The sequence below is a fragment of the Sphingomonas rhamnosi genome (genome assembly GCF_036663615.1).
Taxonomy (GTDB): domain Bacteria; phylum Pseudomonadota; class Alphaproteobacteria; order Sphingomonadales; family Sphingomonadaceae; genus Sphingomonas.
Window position 1 is genome coordinate 373848 of the sequence record NZ_JAXOJJ010000001.1, and the last position, 19197, is coordinate 393044.

The window sequence follows — 19197 nt, forward strand, 5'->3', positions numbered from 1 at the left end:
GCAATGACGCCATGGACCGCAGTCGCGCTTCTGGCGCTGACGACGGCATCAGCGCCCGGAATCGCGCGAGAGAGCCGGGCGATGATCGTCGTCGACGAACGCCAGACGGTGCGCGACGAACCGCCGCCGCACGGCGATCGGCATGAGCACCGCCTATCGGATCAGCGACGCGATCCCTGGCCGGACGATGGAGTTCCGCAAGCGCGTGCTGCATGTCGGCGCCGCGATCGGCGCGCACGTCATCGCGCACGACGAGGTCTATTACGTGCTGTAGGGCGAAGGCGAAGTGTCGTCGGGCGACCGCCGCGCGCCGCTCGAGCCGGGCATGGCGGCCTATCTCTACGCGGGCGAGACGGTAGGCATCCGCCAGGTCGGCAAAGCCCCGCTCGCGCTGATCGTGAGTTATCCGTTGCCGCTGCGCTAACTGCCGGGCTGGATGTACGGCACGCGCGCGAACAGTTCGCGCTGCCAGCGGCGTGGGTCGTTTTCCAGATGCGTGCGCGTGTCGAACACCATCGTCGCGCGAGTCTGCAGATCGTAGCGCGGCCAGCGCGGCAGGCCGGCATGGTTGGGGTCGCCGGTGGCGGCGAACGCGACGAAGCTGTCCTGCATCGCCGCGGATGCCGTGCGTGCGTCGGCGGCCGCACCGGTCTGCGATCCCGCCGCGCCCAGCGTTCCGAACACCAGCGGGATGTCCATGGTATGGAAGGCACCGCGGCGCGGATCGGTGCGCGAGGCGAAATCGACCTGATAGACCCAGGCGGGCGCGTTCGCGGCGGCGCGTGCCTCCGCCTCGATCACCTGCCCGCGCCAGCTGCGCCCCGCGGTGGTCGCGTCGTAGAAGACGTCGGTCGGAGACCAGTCGGGGTAGCGCACACGATATTGCGCGACGACCCATTCGGGCAGGATATCGATCTTGAGTTCGGGCGCCATCCGATCGGCGAGGTTGCTCCAGTCGAGCCCCTTCACCTTCGAGGTGTCGGGGCTCAAAAAGCCGCCGGTCTCGCGGTGCGTGTTGCCGAGCATCATCGGAATGCGCAGCGATTGCGGGTTGGCGTCGGGCCAGAACGGGTGGCGGGTGAGCCATGTCATGTCGAGCACGGGGCCGAAATACACCCCGCCGCCGAGGATCGGATCGGTGGCCGACAGCCCCTCGACCAGCCGTTCGACGGGCATGGCGAGCAGCGGCGCGAGGTTCCGCTCGTCGACGCCGAGCTTCGCCAGATAAGCGCGCGCGCGGGCGGTCGCGTTGATAGGACCCGAGGCGGTGACCTGCTGCCCGCTCATCGTCGCGGCGCGCTGGAACAGGCCGGCGGCGGCGGGCATGCCCATCATCGTCGCGATCTTGGCGCCGCCGCCCGACTGGCCGAACACCATGACGCGGTTGGGGTCGCCGCCGAAGGCGGCAATATTGTCGCGCACCCATTTGAGCGCGAGGATCAGGTCGAGTTGTCCGACATTGCCGCTATCGGGAAACGCCGCCGACAGCCGCGCCAGATAGAGATAGCCGAGAGCGTTCAGACGGTGGTTGACCGTGACGACGACGCAATCGCCGCGCGCGGCCAGCGCTTGGCCGTCGTTTAGCGGATCGGTGACGCTGCCGTTCGAATAGGCGCCGCCATGGATGTAGAGCAGCACTGGCTTCTTCGCGCGCGCATCGGGCTCGGCGGTCCAGATGTTGAGGAACAGGCAGTCCTCGGACTGCGGCGTGTAGGATCCGGACTGCGGGCAGACAGGGCCGAAGGCGGTGGTCTGCACGACTCCGGCGGCGCGGGGTTCGGCGACCGGCACTTTGAAGCGCTGCGCGCGTCCGTAGCGGATGCCGAGGAAGCGGGTGACGCTGCCCTCACGCAGACCGGCGAAATCGCCCGCCGCCGTTCGCACCGTTGCCGGCCCCGAAGCCGCGGCGGCGCGCGTTGCGATCAGCGTCGCGCCGACGCCGCCGAGCGCGGCGCGGCGGGTCCAGCCGTCAGCGGCGGACATCGAGACTGCCTTCGAGATAGGCATCGATGTCAGCCTGCCGAAACAGCGAGGCGTCGCCTGGCAGCGAATGTTTGAGCGCCGCGAGCGCGAGTCCGGTTCGCGCCGCGCCGGCAATATCCCCGCCCGAACGCAGACCGTGTAAGACCCCGCTGGCAAACGCATCGCCCCCACCGATCCGGTCGACGATCCCCGACAACATCACCTCGTCGGTCTGCGCGCAGCCGTCGCGCGTGTCGATCCGTGCGGACAGCCGGTGCAGATCGACATGTTCGACATGCCGCGCGGTCGACGCGATCGTCTGCAGCCTCGGGAACGCTTCGAACGCGGCCTCAGCAGCCTCGCGCCGGCGATCCTCCGCACCGCTCGGGAATTCGCGACCGAGCAGAAGCGCGATGTCGCGGTGGTTGCCGAACATCAGGTCGGCATGCTCGACGAGGCCGGTCAGGATCGCGCGCGGGTCGGCGTCCCAGCGTTCCCACAATTTGCCGCGCCAGTTGCCGTCGAACGACACCGCGATGCCACGGTCGCTGGCGGCACGGACCGCTGCCAGCGCGCTTTCCGCCGGCACCGGGCCCAGCGCCGGCGTTATCCCCGACAGGTGCAGCCGATCGACGCCGTCCAGCAGCATGTCCCAATCCCAGGCGCTGACCGGCGCCTGCGCGAACGCGGAATAGGCGCGGTCGTAGATCACTTCGGTGGCGCGCATGCCCGCGCCCGAAGTCACGAAATACAGCCCCATCCGATCGCCGCCGAACGCGATGCCGCGCGTTTCGACGCCGTGGCCGCGCAGCGTCGTCACCGCCGACCGGCCGAGGTCATTGTCGGGCACCATGCTGGCAAAGCCGACGTCGTGGCCGAGCTTGGCGAGCTGGGTCGCGACGTTGGCTTCGGCGCCTGCGACCCACACGTCGAATTTGGGCGTCTGCAGCAACAGCTCGCGCCCCGGCGGCGACAGGCGGAGCATGATCTCCCCGAACGCGAGCAACTTGCCCATCAGCGTGCCAGCCAGCCGCCGTCGACGGCGAGGATATGGCCCTGCACATAGTTTGCGGCGGCCGACGACAGGAACACCGCGGCACCGCCGAGGTCGCTCGCGTCGCCCCATTTGCCTGCCGGGATGCGATCGAGGATCGCCTTGTTGCGAGTTTCGTCCGCCTGCAACGCGGCCGTGTTGTTGGTCGCGATATAGCCGGGCGCGATCGCGTTGACGTTGATCCCCTTGTTCGCCCATTCGTTGGCGAGCAGCTTGGTCAGGCCGCCGATGCCCGATTTGGACGCGGTGTAGCTCGGCACGCGGATGCCGCCCTGGAAAGTCAGCATCGACGCAATGTTGACGATCTTGCCGCCCCCGTTCGCGATCATGTGCCGCCCGGCCGCCTGGCAGAGGAAGAAGACCGACTTCAGGTTGGTGTCGACGACCGCGTCCCAATCCGCTTCGGTGAAGTCGACCGTATCGGCGCGGCGGATGATCCCTGCATTGTTAATCAGGATGTCGAGCCCATCGAGCTTCGCCACCGTCTCGTCGACGACGCGCTGCACGGGTTCGATGGTCGAGAGGTCGGCGGAGACGATCTCGGCCTTACGGCCGAGCGCGCGGATCTTGGCGACGGTGTCTTCGGCAGGCGTGCGGCCGACACAGGCGACGTCGGCGCCGGCTTCCGCTAGTGCCACGGCAATCGCCTGGCCGATGCCGGTGTTCGCGCCGGTGACGATGGCGACCTTGCCGGTCAGATCGAAGGGATTGGTCATTTACTTCTCCTCCCCTCCCGCCCGCGGGAGGGGACGGGGGTGGGCTCGCGCTTTCCTCCAGCGCAGCGGAGTGGGGTGAGCGCGCCCACCCCCTGCCCCCTCCCGCTAGCGGGAGGGGGTTCGACGTTCGACTTACGCCAGCTGGCAGATGTCGAGGACGTTCATGTCGGTATAGTCCTGGTTCTCGCCGGCCATCGCCCAGATGAAGGCGTAGGACTTGGTGCCGCTGCCCATGTGGATCGACCAGGGAGGGCTGATCACCGCTTCCTCGTTGCCCATGACGATGTGGCGGGTGGCTTCGCCCTCGCCCATGTAATGGAACACGCGATCCTTCTCGAGATCGTCCAGTTCGAAGTAGAAATAGATTTCCGAGCGCCGCTCATGAATGTGCGGGGGCATCGTGTTCCACACCGAACCGGGCTTCAGCACGGTCAGGCCCATCACCAGCTGCGCGCTGTCGCAGATGCCGGGGATGACCATCTGGTGGATCGTGCGCTCGTTCGATTCCTCGAGGCTGCCGCGCTCGAGCGTGGTCGACTGCGCGACCGAGACGACGCGCGTGGTGAACGCCTTATGCGCGGGGCACGACGCCAGATAGAAGCGCGCGCCATCGCCCGAGAACGACACGTCGGTCGCGCCCATCGTGACGTACAGGCAGTCCTTGTTGCCGAGCGCGAAAGTCTCGCCATCGACGGTCACAATGCCTTCAACCTTGCCGACATTGACGACCGCGAGTTCGCGACGCTCGAGGAACGGATGGCCTGCCGCCGACGCCGGTTCGGTCTGATGCGGCAGCGCGACGCTACCGCTCGCCACCGCGACGCCGCCGATCACCATGCGATCGGCGTGGGTGTAGTTAAGCACGACCTCTCCGTCGCGGAACAGGTCCTGGATCAGATAGCGGTCGCGCAGTTCCTCGTTGGAGACGCATTCCATCATGTCGGGGTGCGTGGCGTAGTATGTGCGGTCGTACATGGGTTGGCTCCGGTCGATGCGACGCGCCGTAAGGGGGGCGTCCGGGAAAGAAGTAAGCACTGAATTACATATAATGGGACGCTATCCCACCGTCTTTTCGTCGATCCGATAGGCACGCCGGACGAGTCCGGTGGTGAGATCATGCGCGAGCTCGGCGGCCTCCCAATCGGCGAGGCGATGCTCGGCGACGAGGCGCGACAGGAACCCGCAATCGACCCGACGCGCGACATCGTGCCGCGCCGGGATCGACAGGAAGGCGCGGGTATCGTCGTTGAAGCCGACGGTGTTGTAGAAGCCGGCGGTCTCGGTGGTCTGCTCGCGGAAGCGGAGCATGCCCTCGGGGCTATCGTGGAACCACCAGGCGGGCCCGAGCTTCAGGCACGGATAATGGCCAGCCAAGGGTGCCAGCTCTCGCGCGTAGGTGCTTTCGTCGAGCGTGAAGAGGATGATCGACAACGTCGTGCTCGTGCCGAACCGGTCGAGCAGCGGCTTCAGCGCGTGGACGTAATCGGTGCGCGTCGGAATGTCGGCGCCCTTGTCGCGGCCGTGGCTCGCGAACAACCCGGCATTGTGATTGCGCGACGATCCCGGATGGATCTGCATGACCATGCCGTCCTCGACGGACATTGCTGCCATCTCGGTCAGCATCTGCGCGCGGAACAGCTCGGCATCAGCGGGGGTCCAGTCGCCGCGCGTGACCTTGGCGAATAGCGCTTCGGCTTCGACTGCTGAGAGGTTCGCCGTCGCGGCGGTCGGATGGCCGTGATCGGTTGCGGTGGCGCCGGCGGCACGGAAGGCGGCGCGGCGCTTGCGGTGCGCGGCGAGATAGCCGGTCCAGCTATAGACGTCCTCGCCGGTCAGTTCGGCGAAGCGCGCCATCGCCGGGCCGAACGCCTCGTGCTCGACATCGATGACGCCGTCGGGGCGATAGGTCGTGACCACGCGGCCTTGCCAGCCCGACTCGCGGATCCGGGCGTGCGCGGCAAGATCGTCTTGCGCGCCCTCGGTGGTGGCGAGGAAATCGATGCGGAACCGATCGAACAGCGCGCGGGGGCGGAACGCCGGGGTCGCGAGCTTCTCGGCGATCGTGTCGAAATAGAGATCGGCGGTGGAGGGGTCGAGCGCGACGTCGAACCCGAACACCTCGGCGAACACGTGATCGAGCCACATCCGCGACGGCGTGCCGCGGAACAGCGTGTAATGCTCGGCCAGCACCCGCCACGCGGCGCGCGGATCGGTCGCGGGGACGCCGTTCGCGCGCGGGATCGCCATATCGTCGAGCGCGATTCCCTGGCTGTAGAGCATACGGAACAGATAATGGTCGGGCGCCAGCAGCAGCGAGGTCGCGTCGGTCCAGGCGGCGTTGTCCGCGAACCAGACCGGGTCGACATGACCGTGCGGGCTGACGATCGGCTGGTCGGCGATGTCGGCATAGAGCGCGCGGGCGATCTCGCGCGTCGTCGGATCGGCCGGAAACAATCGGTCCGGGTGCAGTTCCAGTCGCCGTGCCATCACTCGTCCTCTCGTGCCGCGCGCATCGCCAGCGTCTTCAGCGGGGTCGTTGGTAAGCGGTGTCAGTCGTTCGCGCAACCCGCGGCCCACGCGATTATTCGGCCGGTGGCGCGACCGACCCGCGCCGGATGAGGGTGGAGAGGAATAGGGAGGGTTCTTCAACTTCGGTGTGCATTCCGTCTTCGCCGGCGATGAGTTTCAGCGCGGCGGAGCGGGCCATGGAGGCGATCGGCCAGCGTACCGTGGTCAGCGGCGGCCAGACATGCGCGGCGATCGGGGTGTCGTCGAAGCCGATGATCGACAGATCGCGCGGGATGTCGAGCCCGCGTTGCCGCGCGGCGTGGATCACGCCCGCCGCCATTTCATCGTTGGACGAGAAGATCGCGGTGGGGCGCGGGGTCAGGTCGAGCAGCCGTTCGGCGGCGACCAGCCCCGAATCGAACGTGTAATTGCCGTCGGCGATCATGCTGCGCGGCAGCGCGATGCCGGCGTTCGCCAGCGCATCCTCGAACCCCTGCCGCCGTTCGCGCGCCGAACGGAAGCCGTGCGGCCCGCTGATCAGGCCGATCCGGCGATGCCCTTGCGCGATGAGATATTCGGTCGCCGCGCAGACCGCCTCGCGGTCGTTCGACGCGACCATATGTTCGGTATCGTCGAGCGCGACCGAGCCCATCCGGACGTAGCGACAGCCGATCGAATCGCACAGCGCCGCGACCGAATCATTCTCGCTGATCGGCGGCATCAGCAGCACGCCGAACAACCGCTGGCGTTCGAGGAAATGCCGCAGATCCTGCAGCATCGTCGCCGAGCCGCGATCGAGCGGCCGCACCACCATTTCGAATTCGCTGCCGCGCAACGCCTCGAGCATGCCCTGCTGCACGTTCATCACGGTCTGCGCATTCGGGTTGTCGTGGACCAGCCCGATCAGGAAATTGCGCCGCAGCGCGAGCCCGCGCGCCTGCGGGTTGGGGATGTAGCCGATCTCGCCGATCACGTCCTCGACCCGCTTGCGGGTGTCGCCGCTGAGCAGCGGGGAGCGGTTGATGACGCGGCTGACCGTCTTCTTCGACACCCCGGCGAGGCGGGCGACATCGTTGATCGTGGGCTGGCCGGTCTTCTGCATGGTGCCAAGGCATAGCGGCGTCCCACGCCGACGAACAGCCTTGCGCTGGGCGGGCCGGCTCGGCATGACCTGACACCGCTTACCGATAATCGAGGATGCGATGGCAAGAGCGCTCAGGGTCGACCCCCGCGACAGCGTGGCGACGCTGCTGGACGATGTCCGTCGCGGCGAAACGGTGCAGGTCGGCGATGCGGCGGTGACCGCCGCCGCAGACATTCCGCGCGGGCACAAGATCGCGATCCTCGCAATCGATGCGCTGGCGCCGGTGGTGAAATACGGTTTTCCGATCGGCCGGGCGACGATGGCGATCGCGGTCGGCGACCATGTCCATGCGCACAATCTGCAGACCGGACTCGCCGGCACGCTCGCCTATCGGTTCGATCCGACCCCGGCGGCGCCGCCGGTTGCCGGGTCGACGGCGACATTCGACGGCTATGTCCGTGCGGATGGCCGGGTCGGGACGCGCAACGAGATCTGGATCCTGTCGACGGTCGGCTGCGTCGCGCGCACCGCCGACCGGATCGCCGCCAGGGCCAGTGCGCTGGTCGGCGACGCGGTCGACGGCGTCCATGCCTTCACGCACCCGCATGGCTGTTCGCAGCTCAGCCACGATCTGGACGGCACGCGCAGCATCATGGCGAGTCTGGCGTGCCACCCCAATGCCGGCGGCGTCCTGATCGTCGGGCTGGGGTGCGAGGAGAACCAGATCAAGGCGCTGATGGCGGCGATCCCGCCCGAGCGCCATGCCATGATCCGGACGCTGACCACGCAGCTGAGCGGCGACGAGGTTGCGGAAGGCTGCGCGCTGGTTGCCGAACTGGCGGCGCTGGCGGCGACACCGCGGCAGCGCGTCGGGCTCGACCGGCTCGTGCTGGGCGTCAAATGCGGCGGGTCGGACGGGCTGTCCGGGCTGACCGCCAACCCGCTGGTCGGGCGGATCAGCGACCGCGTCACCGCGGCGGGCGGGCGCGCGGTGTTCACCGAAATCCCCGAGGTGTTCGGCGCCGAACAGCTGCTGATGAACCGCGCCGCGGATGCCGCAATCTTCGACCGGATCGTCGGCGTGGTGAACGACTTCAAGCAATATTTCCTCGATCACGGCGAGCCGGTGTCGGAGAACCCGTCCCCCGGCAACGTCGCGGGGGGGATCACCACGCTCGAGGAAAAGTCGCTGGGCGCGGTGCAGAAGGCCGGGCGCGCGCGGGTTTCCGACGTGATCGCCTATGGCGCGCGCATTACCCGGGACGGGCTGACGATGCTGGAGGGGCCGGGCAACGACGCGGTCTCGTCGACCGCGCTGGCGGCGGCGGGCGCGACCGCGATCCTGTTCACCACGGGCCGAGGCACGCCGCTCGGCTTCCCGGTGCCGACGATCAAGATCGCGTCGAACAGCGACCTGGCGCAGCGCAAGCCGGGCTGGATCGATTTCGATGCGGGCGCGGCGCTCGACGACGGGCTGCCGGCAACCGAGGCTGCGCTGCTGGCGCGGATCATGGCGATTGCATCGGGCGCCGAGACGGCGGCAGAGCGCAACGGCGAACGCGAAATCGCAATCTGGAAACGAGGCGTAACCCTGTGAATCGACTGACCATGGCGACGCTTGACCGGGTGACCGTCGCGAGCCCGATCGGCCGCACCGAGCCGCATGTCGGGATCGTCCATTTCGGCCCCGGCGCGTTCCACCGCGCGCATCAGGCGGCCTATATCGACGCGGTGCTGGCGGACGACCCGCGCTGGGGCATCGCCGCGGTGTCGATGCGATCGCGCGGTACGATCGAGGCACTGGCGGCGCAGGACGGACTCTACACGCTGGCGATTCGCGACGCGGAATCGTCGATGCGCGTGATCGGCGCGCACCGTGAATTCCTGGGGCCCGAGGATGCCGCGCGCATCCACGCGCTGCTGGCGGACCCGTCGGTCGAGCTCGTGACCTCGACCGTGACAGAGAAGGGCTATTGCCTGGCCGGCGACGGCACGCTGGACATGGACCATGCCGATATCGTCCACGACCTGGGCGGCGCGCAGACCCCGCGCAGCCTGATCGGCTGGCTGGTCGCGGGTCTCGGCACGCGCAAAGCCGCAGGCAACGCGCCGTTCGTGCCGATGCCGTGCGACAACCTCGCCAGCAACGGCGCCAAGCTGCACGCGGCGCTGGTCGCGTTTGCGCGGGCAAATGATGCCGAACTCGCCGACTGGATCGCGGGCGAGGTGCGCGTGCCGTCGACGATGGTCGATTCGATCACGCCGGCCAGCGACGCCGCTCTCTATGCCGATGTCGCGGCCACGATCGGGCTGACCGACGAGGCTGCAGTGCAGCGCGAATCGTTCGCGCAATGGGTGATCGAGGATATCGGCCAGCCGCTCGGGCCCGATCTCGGCGGCGCGGGCGCGACGATCACCGACGATGTCGGCGGCTACGAAAAGGCCAAGCTGCGCATCCTGAACGGTGCGCATTCGACGCTCGCCTATGCCGGGCTCCTGCGCGGCGCGACCAGCGTAGCCGACGCGATGCGCGACGACGCGCTGGCGGGCTTCGTCGACACGATGATCAAGCGCGATATCGCGCCGATGCTGCCCAGCGTGCGCGGGCTCGACATCGATGCGTATCGCGCCGCAGTGCTGCAGCGGTTCCGCAACCCTGTGATCGTCCACCGGCTCGACCAGATCGCGCAGGATGGGTCGCAGAAGCTGCCCTATCGCCTGGGCGACACGCTGATCGCGAACCGGCAGGCGGGCCGGATGCCGGCACATGTCGTCGCGGCGATCGGGTGCTGGGTGGCGTTCCTGATTCGCCAGGCGCGCGCCGGCGCCGCGATCGTGGACCCCGCCGGCGCGACGCTGGCATCGATCGCCGCCGAAGGCAGCGCCGCCGAGGTCGTGACCAACCTGATCCGCCAGGGCCTGGGTATCCCCGCCTCGGTTGCCGGGGACGCCGCACTCGTCACCGTGCTGCAGGCGGCCGCAACGGATGCGCATGACGGAAACTGGACCCGACTGTTCGGCTGATCCTTGTCAGTGACACCGGTTTCCATTACGCCCCGGCAAAAGAGAATAGAGGAGGGGTTCTTGGGCGAACGGCCGAATACGACCGACAACAGCATGCGGATCGCGCGCGCCTTCGTGGACGCGCGGCGCGACGGTATCGCAGTGCCCGACTATCCGGGCACGCTGCCGACCTCGCTCGCGGAAGCCTATGCGGTGCAGGACGATGCGCTGGCGCTCGCCGACGGCGAGGTCGTCGGCTGGAAGGTCGGCCGGATCAACCCGCCGATAGACGGCATCGACCGGTTGAGCGGCCCGATCTTCGCGGGTTCCGTGCATGACCAAGCCGAACCGCCGGTTGCGATGCCAGTGTTCGCGGATGGGTTCGCCGCAGCCGAAGCCGAATTCCTGCTGAAGATCGGCACCGCGCCCGACCCCGCCAAGACGCGCTACACGTTGGAGGAGGCGACCGCGCTGATCGACGCGGTGCATGTCGGCATCGAGATCGCCAGCTCGCCCTTCCCCGGCATCAACAGCAACGGCGCGACCGCGACGATCTCCGATTTCGGCAACAACAACGGGCTGGTCGTCGGTGCGGAAGCCGAGGGCTGGCGCGACGGCGACATCAACGCGTGGCCGATCGAGCTCTGGATCAACGACACCCGTATCGGCGCGGCGACGTCAGCGACGATGCTCGACGGGCCGTTCGGTGCGGCGCGCTATCTGTTCGAGCATATGGCGGCGCGCGGGATTGTGCTGCGAGCCGGGCAATGGATATCAAGCGGTGCCGTCACCGGCGTCCACCAGGTTGCGATCGGCGACCGGGTCGAAGCAAAGTTCGACGGTCGGTTCGCCGTCACCTGCACGATCAAGGCCCGCTAGAGGCCGCATAGGAGAGAAGACCAATGGCAACGATGGACATGCCGGAGGTCGCCGGCGCGGCCGGGCGGGTCGGGCGATACCGCTGGGTGATATGCAGCCTGTTGTTCGCGGCGACCGCGCTCAACTATGTCGACCGGCAGATGATCGGGGTGCTGAAGCCGATCATTTCCGCCGATCTCGGATGGGACGAGACCACTTATGCCGACGTCATCTTCTGGTTCCAGGCGGCCTATGCGATCGGTTATCTGAGTTTCGGCAAAATCGTCGACGTGCTGGGCGCTCGGATCGGCTATTCGGTGGCGTTCGTGATCTGGACGCTGGGCCACACGCTGTGCGGCTTTGCCGGCAACGCATTCCAGTTTTCCGCGGCGCGCGCGGTGCTCGGCATCGGCGAGTCGGGGAATTTTCCTGCCGGGCTGAAGGCGGTCTCCGAATGGTTTCCGGCACGCGAACGCGCGTTCGCGACCGGCGTGTTCAACGCGGGTGCCAATATCGGCGCGATCATCACGCCGTTGGTGGTGCCGTTTATTGTCGTCACGCTGGGGCTTGGGTGGCGGATGGCGTTCGTCATTACCGGCGCGTTCAGCCTGATCTGGCTGGTATTCTGGATCGCGATGTACCGCCGTCCGCGCGAGAGCACCAAGGTGTCCGCGGAAGAGCTCGCCTATATCGAGAGCGATCCCGCGGACCCGGCGGAGAAGATCGGCTGGCTGAAGCTGCTCGGCTATCGCGAGACCTGGGCGTTCGCGCTGGGCAAGTTCCTGATCGATCCGATCTGGTGGCTGTTCCTGTTCTGGACGCCCGATTTCCTGGCCAAGACGTACCATCTCGACCTGAAGAGCTTCGGGCCGCCGCTGGTCGCGATCTACCTGATTTCCGACATCGGCAGCGTGGCCGGCGGGTGGTCATCGTCGAAGCTGATGCGGCGCGGGTATAGCGCCAATTTCGCGCGCAAGATGGTGATGCTGGCCTGCGCGTTCCTGGTGATGCCGATCTTCTTCGCGCAATATGTCGACAATCTGTGGCTGGCGGTCGGCATCGTCGGGCTCGCGACCGCGGCGCACCAGGCGTTCTCGGCGAACCTGTACACGATCCCTTCGGACATGTTCCCGCGCGGCGCCGTCGGCTCCGTGGTGGGGATCGGCGGTACGGTGGGCGCGATCGGGGGCATGATGATGGCCAAGTTCACCGGGTACATTCTGCAGACCACGGGCAGCTACACGCTGATCTTCGCGGTCGCGGGGAGTACGTATCTGATCGCGATCGCCGTCGTGCATCTGTTGTCGCCGCGATTGGCGCGGGTCGAGGCACGATAAAGTGCCCGTCGCCCCGGCTTTGAGCCGGGGTCCCGCTATCGACCGCCAAGAAGCGGGACCCCGGGTCGAGCCCGGGGTGACGGATAAGGTCCAGGGGAGAATGACCGTGAAGCGCATGACGTCGATGATCGCGCTGGCGATTGCCACCGCGACCCCGGCGGTCGCACAGGACGCGACCGGCTTGTTGTTCCGGATGTCGGCGGACACGAGCCTGACCGCTGATGTCGCGGCGGGCGATCCGGTGCCGAATTTCCGCAGCAACGTCGATGTCGTGCCCGATGGCGCGATCGGGGGTGCCGCGAAGTGGGCGGACGACGGCTATGTCGCGTGGAACGCGCCCGGCAACATCCGCGCGCAACGCGGTACGTTGTCGTTCTTCTGGCGGCCGCGCCAGCCGGTCGGCGAAGCGCCGTTCGTGCTGTTCCGCGTCGGCTTCGCCGATCATTCGAGCTGGGACATGGCGTTCCTGCGGATCGACTGGAACGGCCACGGCTTCGACGCCTTCGTCACCGACGCGAACCTGTCGAGGATCCGCGTGTCGTGGAGGATCGACCAGTTGCCCGCAGCGGACGCGTGGCGGCACATGGCGTTCGCGTGGGACGAGACGACGGGCGTGCGGCTGTACGTCGACGGTCGCGAAGTCGCGCGAAAGGACCAGGTCGCCGATCTCGACAGCGGGCTCGACCAGTTCGGGCTCGCCGGCCGCGTCATGTCGCCGCACCAGGTGCAGAGCCGCTACAATTTCATGCGCGGGTCCGATTTCGACGAGATCCGCGTCTATGATCACATGCTCGCCGCGCCCGACGTCGCGGCGCTCGCAGGCAAGCGCGATCCCGCCTCGACCGCTCCGGTCGACGACGTGGCGCAGCGCAAGGCCTGGCTGCACCGCTATGGCTGGGACCACGGATCGCCGCCGGTACTCGACGCCGCGGCGACGCGCGTGCGGAAGGTCGAGTTCGCCGATGCGAAGGACCTGAAGGAATGGATGTGGAAGGGCGTCGACGGCATCGCCGAGACGACCTGGCCCGGCGTCTACAACCGATCGCGCCTGCCCGGCCGCGACGATTATTTCGAGCTGCCCGACTGGAACACCTATGTCGAAGGCGGCAAGCGTTACGACCTGACGATCCCGCCGGGCGAGCGCGTCAATCGCGTGGAAATCCGCGGCGCCGCCTATGGCAGCCTCGACTGGAGCGACGGCGCGAAGGCGGTGCCGCTGGCCAAGCGCGCGCAGGGCGTGGTGCGCAGCGTCGATGCGATCGCGCCGCGTATCGGTGGGCGGCTGCGCTTTACCAACGTGATGCAGGAACAGCCGATCCAGGAGATCTGGGCCTATGATGTCGGCGCGGGCGCGGAACCGGCGGGCAGCTTCAAGCTGTCCTACGTCGTCAATGCCGCCACCGCGACCGACCTCGCCGCGCTGGGCGACCTGAACGCCTATATCGCCGGGCGGTTTGCGCCCGACGAGCGCAGCACCGTCGTCGCGATGCCCGCCTCCGGGCTCAAGGCTGCTGTCGGGGCGGGTACCGGCGGGACGGGGGCGGTCGCTGCTCGGCGTGCCGATGCCGCACCGATCGTGCATGTGCTGATCCCGTCGAGCTTCGGCGACGCGCTGCCCGACCGGCCGCTGGCGCGCGCATTCGATTTTGGCTGGCAGAACGTCCATGACGGGCTGGACGGGATTGCAATCGACATCCCGGCGCTAACGCTGAAGCCCAACGCCGCGGGACTGATCCCGCTCAACATCAAGGTCAAGGATCCCCTCTGGCCCGGCCGCGACATGATCGACCTGTCGGTGTCGGTGCGCCCGAACCAGGGGCGCACGCTGTGGCTCGACCTGCGCGACCGCATCCTGCCCAACGCCAGCCTGTACCTGAGCGTCGCCAGCGCCGCGCCGGACTTCGCCGCGCAGAGCCTGGATGGTGCGAAGATCCGCCTCGTCTTCAAGCCGCGCGCGCAAGCGTTGCCCGAGCATGTCGCCGACCGTTTCGCGCAGGTGAAGGACAATTGGGGCTTCCTGGTCGAAGAGCATACCGCATCGAAGCGCGCCGGCCTGTATCGCCGCGTGTTCGCCGATGTCTCCGACCTGCTCCGCGTCGATCCCGACAATACGGAAGCGCGCGCATACTGGGCCGACATCAACTATCGACCCGAGAACATGCCCGCGTTCGTGCAGCCGGTGGCGCCGCCGGGCGTGCCGCTCTGGGCGTTCCGCCAGATCGAGGATCTGAAGCGCGTCCGCCATTTCGTGAACTGGTGGATCGACGAGCGGCAGGTGCCGTACGGCGATTTCGGCGGCGGCATTTCCGACGATACCGACCTGACCCAGCAATGGCCCGGCCTCGCGCTGATGGGCGTCGACCCGGACAAGATCAATGCGTCGCTGCGTGCGCTGTCGGATGCTGCCTACAAGAACGGCATGATCGTGAACGGCCTCGGCTACATCACGACCGACGAGCTCCATGCCTATGAGGAGGGGCTCAATTCGAACGCCGAGCGGCTGTATCTCAACTGGGGCGAACCGCGCAGCGTCGAGCGGCTGATGGACACGACGCGGGCGTTGCAGGGCGTGATCCTGAAGAATCCGGCCGGGCACATGCATTTCGCCAGCAACTGGTACGGTGCGCGAAAAATGTACCGCGAGGGCGCGTGGGAGTGGCAGAAACCCTATTCCTTCACCGTGCTGCACGCGCCGATCCTGATGGGGCTGTACAATGCCAACCCGGCGGCGCGCGGGCTGGTGACCGGCGTGACCGATGGCTGGATGGCGCATGGCAAACAGGCCGCGGACGGCAGCTGGAGCTATCCCAACGAGATCAACTGGCGCACCGACGCAACGCGTGCCGGCGACGGCGGCGGGGTGTCGACTCCGCTGCAGGGTGCATGGGCGTCGTGGCGGTTTACCGGGGACGAACGCTATCTGCGGGCGATCCAGGGTCGCGTCGCCAAGGCGCCGAACGGGCTCGCCGAATTCAACGAGAACGCGTTCGACCTGATGCCTGGCGGCGACGCGGCGCGCGCGAAGCTGGCCAAGGGCAAGTCCGACGATCCGTTCGCGCGCTACGCCGCCTGGGCCGCGTCAGGTGATACCGCACCGCTCGCGGCACTCCACGCGGACGCGATCGCCGACAAGGCGCAGCACGAATACATGTATACCGAGGGCCATTGGTGGTCCGACCGGGTCGAGCAGCCCAACGAGATCCTGCAACGCGAGCGGCTGGGCGGGATCGCGCTGCGCCGCAACCAGACCTGGCCCGGCAACACGGTCAGCTGGCGCTTCGACGATCCCGAGGGTGCGCAGAGTGTCGCGATCCTGGTGCCCGGCGCGACGCGGGAGCGTTTCCGCATCATCGGCTACAACATGACTGCCAGGGCGCAGCGCGCGATCATGTCGACCTGGAACGTCACCGCCGGCAGCTGGTCGATGCGCGCCGCGACGAGCGTCGACGAGGGCAAGACTTTGGTCCCGACCGGCGCCGCGCAGACCGTGACGCTTGAGCGTAGCGCGAGCACGCCGGTCACCTTCGCGCCGGGAACGACGACGGTGCTCGACTTTGCGCTGGTGACGCCGGGCACGCCCGTCGACGCGCGACCCGATTTGGGCATCGGTACCGACGACGTCGTGGTGAAGGGACGTTCGGTGACCGTCACCGTGCACAGCCTCGGCGCGCGCGACACGGCGGGCGGCACCGCCAGCCTGGTCGACGCGAGCGGCGCGATCGTCGCCCAGGCGGCGATCCCGGCGATGACCGCGCCGATCGACCTGCGGCCGCGCACAACACGCGTGACGCTGGCGATGCCGGCCCGCGCCTCGGGTCTGTCGGTGCGCGTCGCGCTGCCGGGTGACGCGGCGGAGGTGACCCGACTGAACAACAGCGTTCCCGTGCGGCCATGACGCCGCATCGGCGCGCGGTGCTGGGCGGCATCGGTGCCGCGCTGCTGTCGCCGACTCTGGCGCGCGCGGCGCCCGATCCGCTGCGCGATGCGCTCGACCGTGCCGCCGGGGAAGCGCCCGAAACCGCGTTGCGGACGCTCGGCGGGTTCGATGCGGACACGCTGCACGGCGCCGACCGGCTCGACCTGACCGCAGCGCGTGCGGGGCTCGCGATCGACGCGATGCTGATGCGCGATTTCGGCAGGCGCAGTCCGTACCGCGTCACCCCGCTGGCAGGTGCGTGGCGAGCGGCCAAGCCGGACGCCGCGGCGATCGACGCGGAAACCGCCGGGCTAATGGCCGATGCGGAGGCCGGACTCCGGCTTCCGCTTGCCTCGCTCGACCGCACCGTGACCGCGCTGGGCGGCGCGCGTGCTGCCGCCCGCCCCGACATCGCCGCCGCGATCGACCGGCAGATCCAGCGGCTGACCGGCATGCGCGATACCGCACCGTCGCACCCTGGTATCGGGCGGCTCCGCGACGGGGAGTCGTGGTATACGCTGCTGCTGAACCGGGGGCTCGGCGACGGCCATAGCCCTGCTGCGGCAGAGCGCCGACTGTTGGCCGAACTCGACCGCCAACAGGCGCGCGCCGCAACGCTGTTCGCGCGGATCGGGATGACGCAGGGCAGCGTGGCCGAGCGTTACACGGCGTTGTGGCGTGACGAACGCTATCTCTATCCTGACAGCGATGCCGGTCGGGCGAGCGCGATCGCCGACATGACCGTGACGCTCGCCACGCTGCGGTCCCGCGTCCCTGCGCTGGTCGGCGCCGTCCCGGCCTGGACGCTCGACGTGACCACGCGGCCGCTGACGCCGCAGGAGATCGCCGCGGGTCGCCAAGGGTTTCGCGAAGTGCCGACGCCGACGCGGCCTGGCGCCTATATCGTCGACCTGAAGGACATCCGGCGCCGTCCGAGCTGGACGTTGCCGAGCGTGGTCGCGCACGAATTGCTGCCCGGGCACATGATCCAGCTCGGGCTGGAGGGCATCCGCCCCCCGCACCCGCTGCGCGCGGACTACGCTGCCGCGTTCGTCGAGGGCTGGGGCATCTATGCCGAACAGTTGGCCGCCGAGGCCTATGCCGACCCGCGCGCGGAGCTCGGCCATGTCCATTGGCTGCTGTTCCGCATCGCCCGCGCGCTGGTCGATATCGGCATTCATCTACACGGCTGGTCGCTGGTCGACGCGCGTGTGCGGTTCACGGAATGGCTTGGCGAACCCGCCTATTTCGCGCCGTTCGACACCGAGCTCGCGCGCATTCCGCTCGAGCCGGCGTCGCGGCTGGCGGAGGCGCTGGCGTGGCTCGCCATCGCGGACGGCGCGCAGGGCAAAAGCGGCGCAGCGCGCGTCGCCTATCACCAAGCGATCCTGGCGGACGGTCGCAAGCGGACCGAGCAGGTCGCGCGATAGACAGATACCCCTCGACGAATGTTTCGTTTTATAGGATGACGTTACACAATACGGCATAGCGTCGCGGAGCAGGGTGATGAGAGCGGCATCGTGAGGCGGGCATTATCGGGGTTCGCCCTAGCCTCACTGATCGCGACGCCGGCCGTGGCGCGGGTCCGCACGTTCGCGTTCGACTCGGGCAAGGCGGGCGCGGCCCGCGTGTCGCCCGACCATGTCTATGCCGACGGCTATGGCTTCGAGCCCGGTCGTCCGACGCTGTTCTCGGTCGCGGCCGCACCCGGCAACTACCGCGTCACCGTCACACTCGGGCTTCCCAAGACCGCGACCGAGACCAGTATCAAGGCGGAAAACCGCCGGTTGATGCTCGATGCTGTCACGGTTCCGGCCGGACGCCACGTCACGCGCAGTTTCATCGTCAACATCCGCGATGCGACGCTCGTCCCGCCGCCGCTCAACGCGCCGGGTGGCTCCAGCGTGGCGCTGAAACCGCGCGAGAAGGCCGCGTTTACCTGGGACGACAAGCTCACGCTCGAGATCCTCGGCGCGAACGCGGGCGTTACCACCATCACGATCGAACCTGTCACGGTGCCGACCGTGTTCCTGCTCGGCGATTCGACGGTGACCGATCAGCCGACCGAGCCGGGTGCGAGCTGGGGGCAGATGCTCACCGGCTTCTTCAAGCCCGACATCGCGGTCGCCAACCATGCCGAGAGCGGCGAAACGATGAAGTCGTTCATGACCGAATTGCGCTTTGCCAAGGTGCTGGAACTCGTGAAGCCGGGCGATGTCGCGCTGATCCAGTTCGGTCATAACGACCAGAAGGCGCAGTGGCCGCAGACCTATGCCGCGGCCGAGAGCACCTATCGCGATTATCTGCGCACCTTCATCGCCGAATTCCGCCGCCGCGGGGCGACGCCGATCCTGGTCAGTTCGCCCGAGCGGCGGATGTGGACCGGCATCAAGATCAAGCCGACGCTCGCCGACTATGCCGCCGCGGTCCGCGTGGTCGGCGCGGAGGAGCAGGTGCCGGTGATCGACCTCAACGCGGCGAGCATCCGGTTCTACGAGGCGCTCGGCCCGGCGCGCGCGCCGCTCGCGTTCAGCGATGGGGGAAAGGACGCGACGCATCACGACAATTACGGCGCCTGGGTGCTCGCGCGATCCGTCGCCGCGGGCATAGCGGACGCGAAACTGCCGCTGGCGGCGCACCTGCGCGACGATATCGGGGCGTTCGACCCGAGCAACCCGCCCGCCCCGGAGACCTTCCACTTGGCCGTAAGCGCGGCGCAACCCTATTTCAAACCGGACGGCAATTGATGAAACGAGGAT

13 protein-coding genes and 1 pseudogene are annotated in these 19197 nt (G+C 68.1%); 8 read left to right on the forward strand and 6 right to left on the reverse strand.

The window, feature by feature from the left end; all coding sequences use genetic code 11:
* Window positions 1–3 precede the first annotated feature (3 nt).
* A pseudogene (locus tag U1701_RS01870) lies at window positions 4–424 on the forward strand (cupin domain-containing protein).
* Here U1701_RS01870 and U1701_RS01875 read toward each other — a convergent pair.
* The 6 genes from U1701_RS01875 to U1701_RS01900 all read right to left on the reverse strand — a co-directional run bounded on the left by U1701_RS01875 (window position 421) and on the right by U1701_RS01900 (window position 7342).
* A complete protein-coding gene (locus U1701_RS01875; protein ID WP_332780829.1) occupies window positions 421–1983 on the reverse strand; it encodes a carboxylesterase/lipase family protein in 1563 nt (520 codons plus the stop codon). The pseudogene U1701_RS01870 and the gene U1701_RS01875 sit on opposite strands and share 4 nt — an antisense overlap.
* Window positions 1970–2977 (reverse strand): sugar kinase, encoded by a 1008-nt coding sequence (locus U1701_RS01880; RefSeq protein WP_332780830.1) that lies wholly within the window; start codon window positions 2975–2977, stop codon window positions 1970–1972. The genes U1701_RS01875 and U1701_RS01880 overlap by 14 nt, the downstream gene beginning before the upstream one ends.
* On the reverse strand, window positions 2977–3732 hold the full coding sequence (gene kduD / locus U1701_RS01885; protein WP_332780831.1) for a 2-dehydro-3-deoxy-D-gluconate 5-dehydrogenase KduD: 756 nt from the start codon (window positions 3730–3732) through the stop codon (window positions 2977–2979). The genes U1701_RS01880 and kduD overlap by 1 nt, the downstream gene beginning before the upstream one ends.
* Before the next feature lie 132 nt (window positions 3733–3864).
* Window positions 3865–4707, reverse strand: a complete 843-nt coding sequence (gene kduI, locus U1701_RS01890) for a 5-dehydro-4-deoxy-D-glucuronate isomerase (RefSeq protein ID WP_332780832.1) — start codon at window positions 4705–4707, stop codon at window positions 3865–3867.
* An 81-nt stretch (window positions 4708–4788) separates the two neighbouring features.
* Window positions 4789–6219 carry a glucuronate isomerase gene (gene uxaC / locus U1701_RS01895; RefSeq protein WP_332780833.1) on the reverse strand — a complete coding sequence of 477 codons (1431 nt, stop codon included), beginning with the start codon at window positions 6217–6219 and terminating at the stop codon, window positions 4789–4791.
* Window positions 6220–6313: 94 nt separating this feature from the next.
* Window positions 6314–7342 carry a LacI family DNA-binding transcriptional regulator gene (locus U1701_RS01900; protein WP_332780834.1) on the reverse strand — a complete coding sequence of 343 codons (1029 nt, stop codon included), beginning with the start codon at window positions 7340–7342 and terminating at the stop codon, window positions 6314–6316.
* A 100-nt stretch (window positions 7343–7442) separates the two neighbouring features.
* On the opposite strand from U1701_RS01900, the gene U1701_RS01905 reads away from it, so the two are divergent.
* The 7 genes from U1701_RS01905 to U1701_RS01935 all read left to right on the forward strand — a co-directional run bounded on the left by U1701_RS01905 (window position 7443) and on the right by U1701_RS01935 (window position 19185).
* Window positions 7443–8921 carry a UxaA family hydrolase gene (locus U1701_RS01905; protein ID WP_332780835.1) on the forward strand — a complete coding sequence of 493 codons (1479 nt, stop codon included), beginning with the start codon at window positions 7443–7445 and terminating at the stop codon, window positions 8919–8921.
* Window positions 8918–10348 (forward strand): mannitol dehydrogenase family protein, encoded by a 1431-nt coding sequence (locus U1701_RS01910; RefSeq protein WP_332780836.1) that lies wholly within the window; start codon window positions 8918–8920, stop codon window positions 10346–10348. The genes U1701_RS01905 and U1701_RS01910 overlap by 4 nt, the downstream gene beginning before the upstream one ends.
* 93 nt (window positions 10349–10441) lie before the next feature.
* Window positions 10442–11206: a 2-keto-4-pentenoate hydratase gene (locus U1701_RS01915; RefSeq protein ID WP_332781426.1), complete on the forward strand. Its 765-nt coding sequence runs from the start codon at window positions 10442–10444 to the stop codon at window positions 11204–11206.
* Between the two features lie 23 nt (window positions 11207–11229).
* Complete coding sequence (locus U1701_RS01920) at window positions 11230–12522, forward strand: MFS transporter (RefSeq protein ID WP_332780837.1); 1293 nt, start codon at window positions 11230–11232, stop codon at window positions 12520–12522.
* 100 nt (window positions 12523–12622) lie between these two features.
* Window positions 12623–16417 (forward strand): LamG-like jellyroll fold domain-containing protein, encoded by a 3795-nt coding sequence (locus U1701_RS01925; protein WP_332780838.1) that lies wholly within the window; start codon window positions 12623–12625, stop codon window positions 16415–16417.
* Window positions 16414–17868, forward strand: coding sequence for a DUF885 family protein (locus U1701_RS01930; protein ID WP_332780839.1), 1455 nt, complete (start codon window positions 16414–16416; stop codon window positions 17866–17868). Before U1701_RS01925 ends, U1701_RS01930 begins: the two co-directional genes overlap by 4 nt.
* 90 nt (window positions 17869–17958) lie before the next feature.
* Window positions 17959–19185, forward strand: coding sequence for a rhamnogalacturonan acetylesterase (locus U1701_RS01935; protein ID WP_332780840.1), 1227 nt, complete (start codon window positions 17959–17961; stop codon window positions 19183–19185).
* The last annotated feature ends 12 nt before the right edge of the window (window positions 19186–19197 follow it).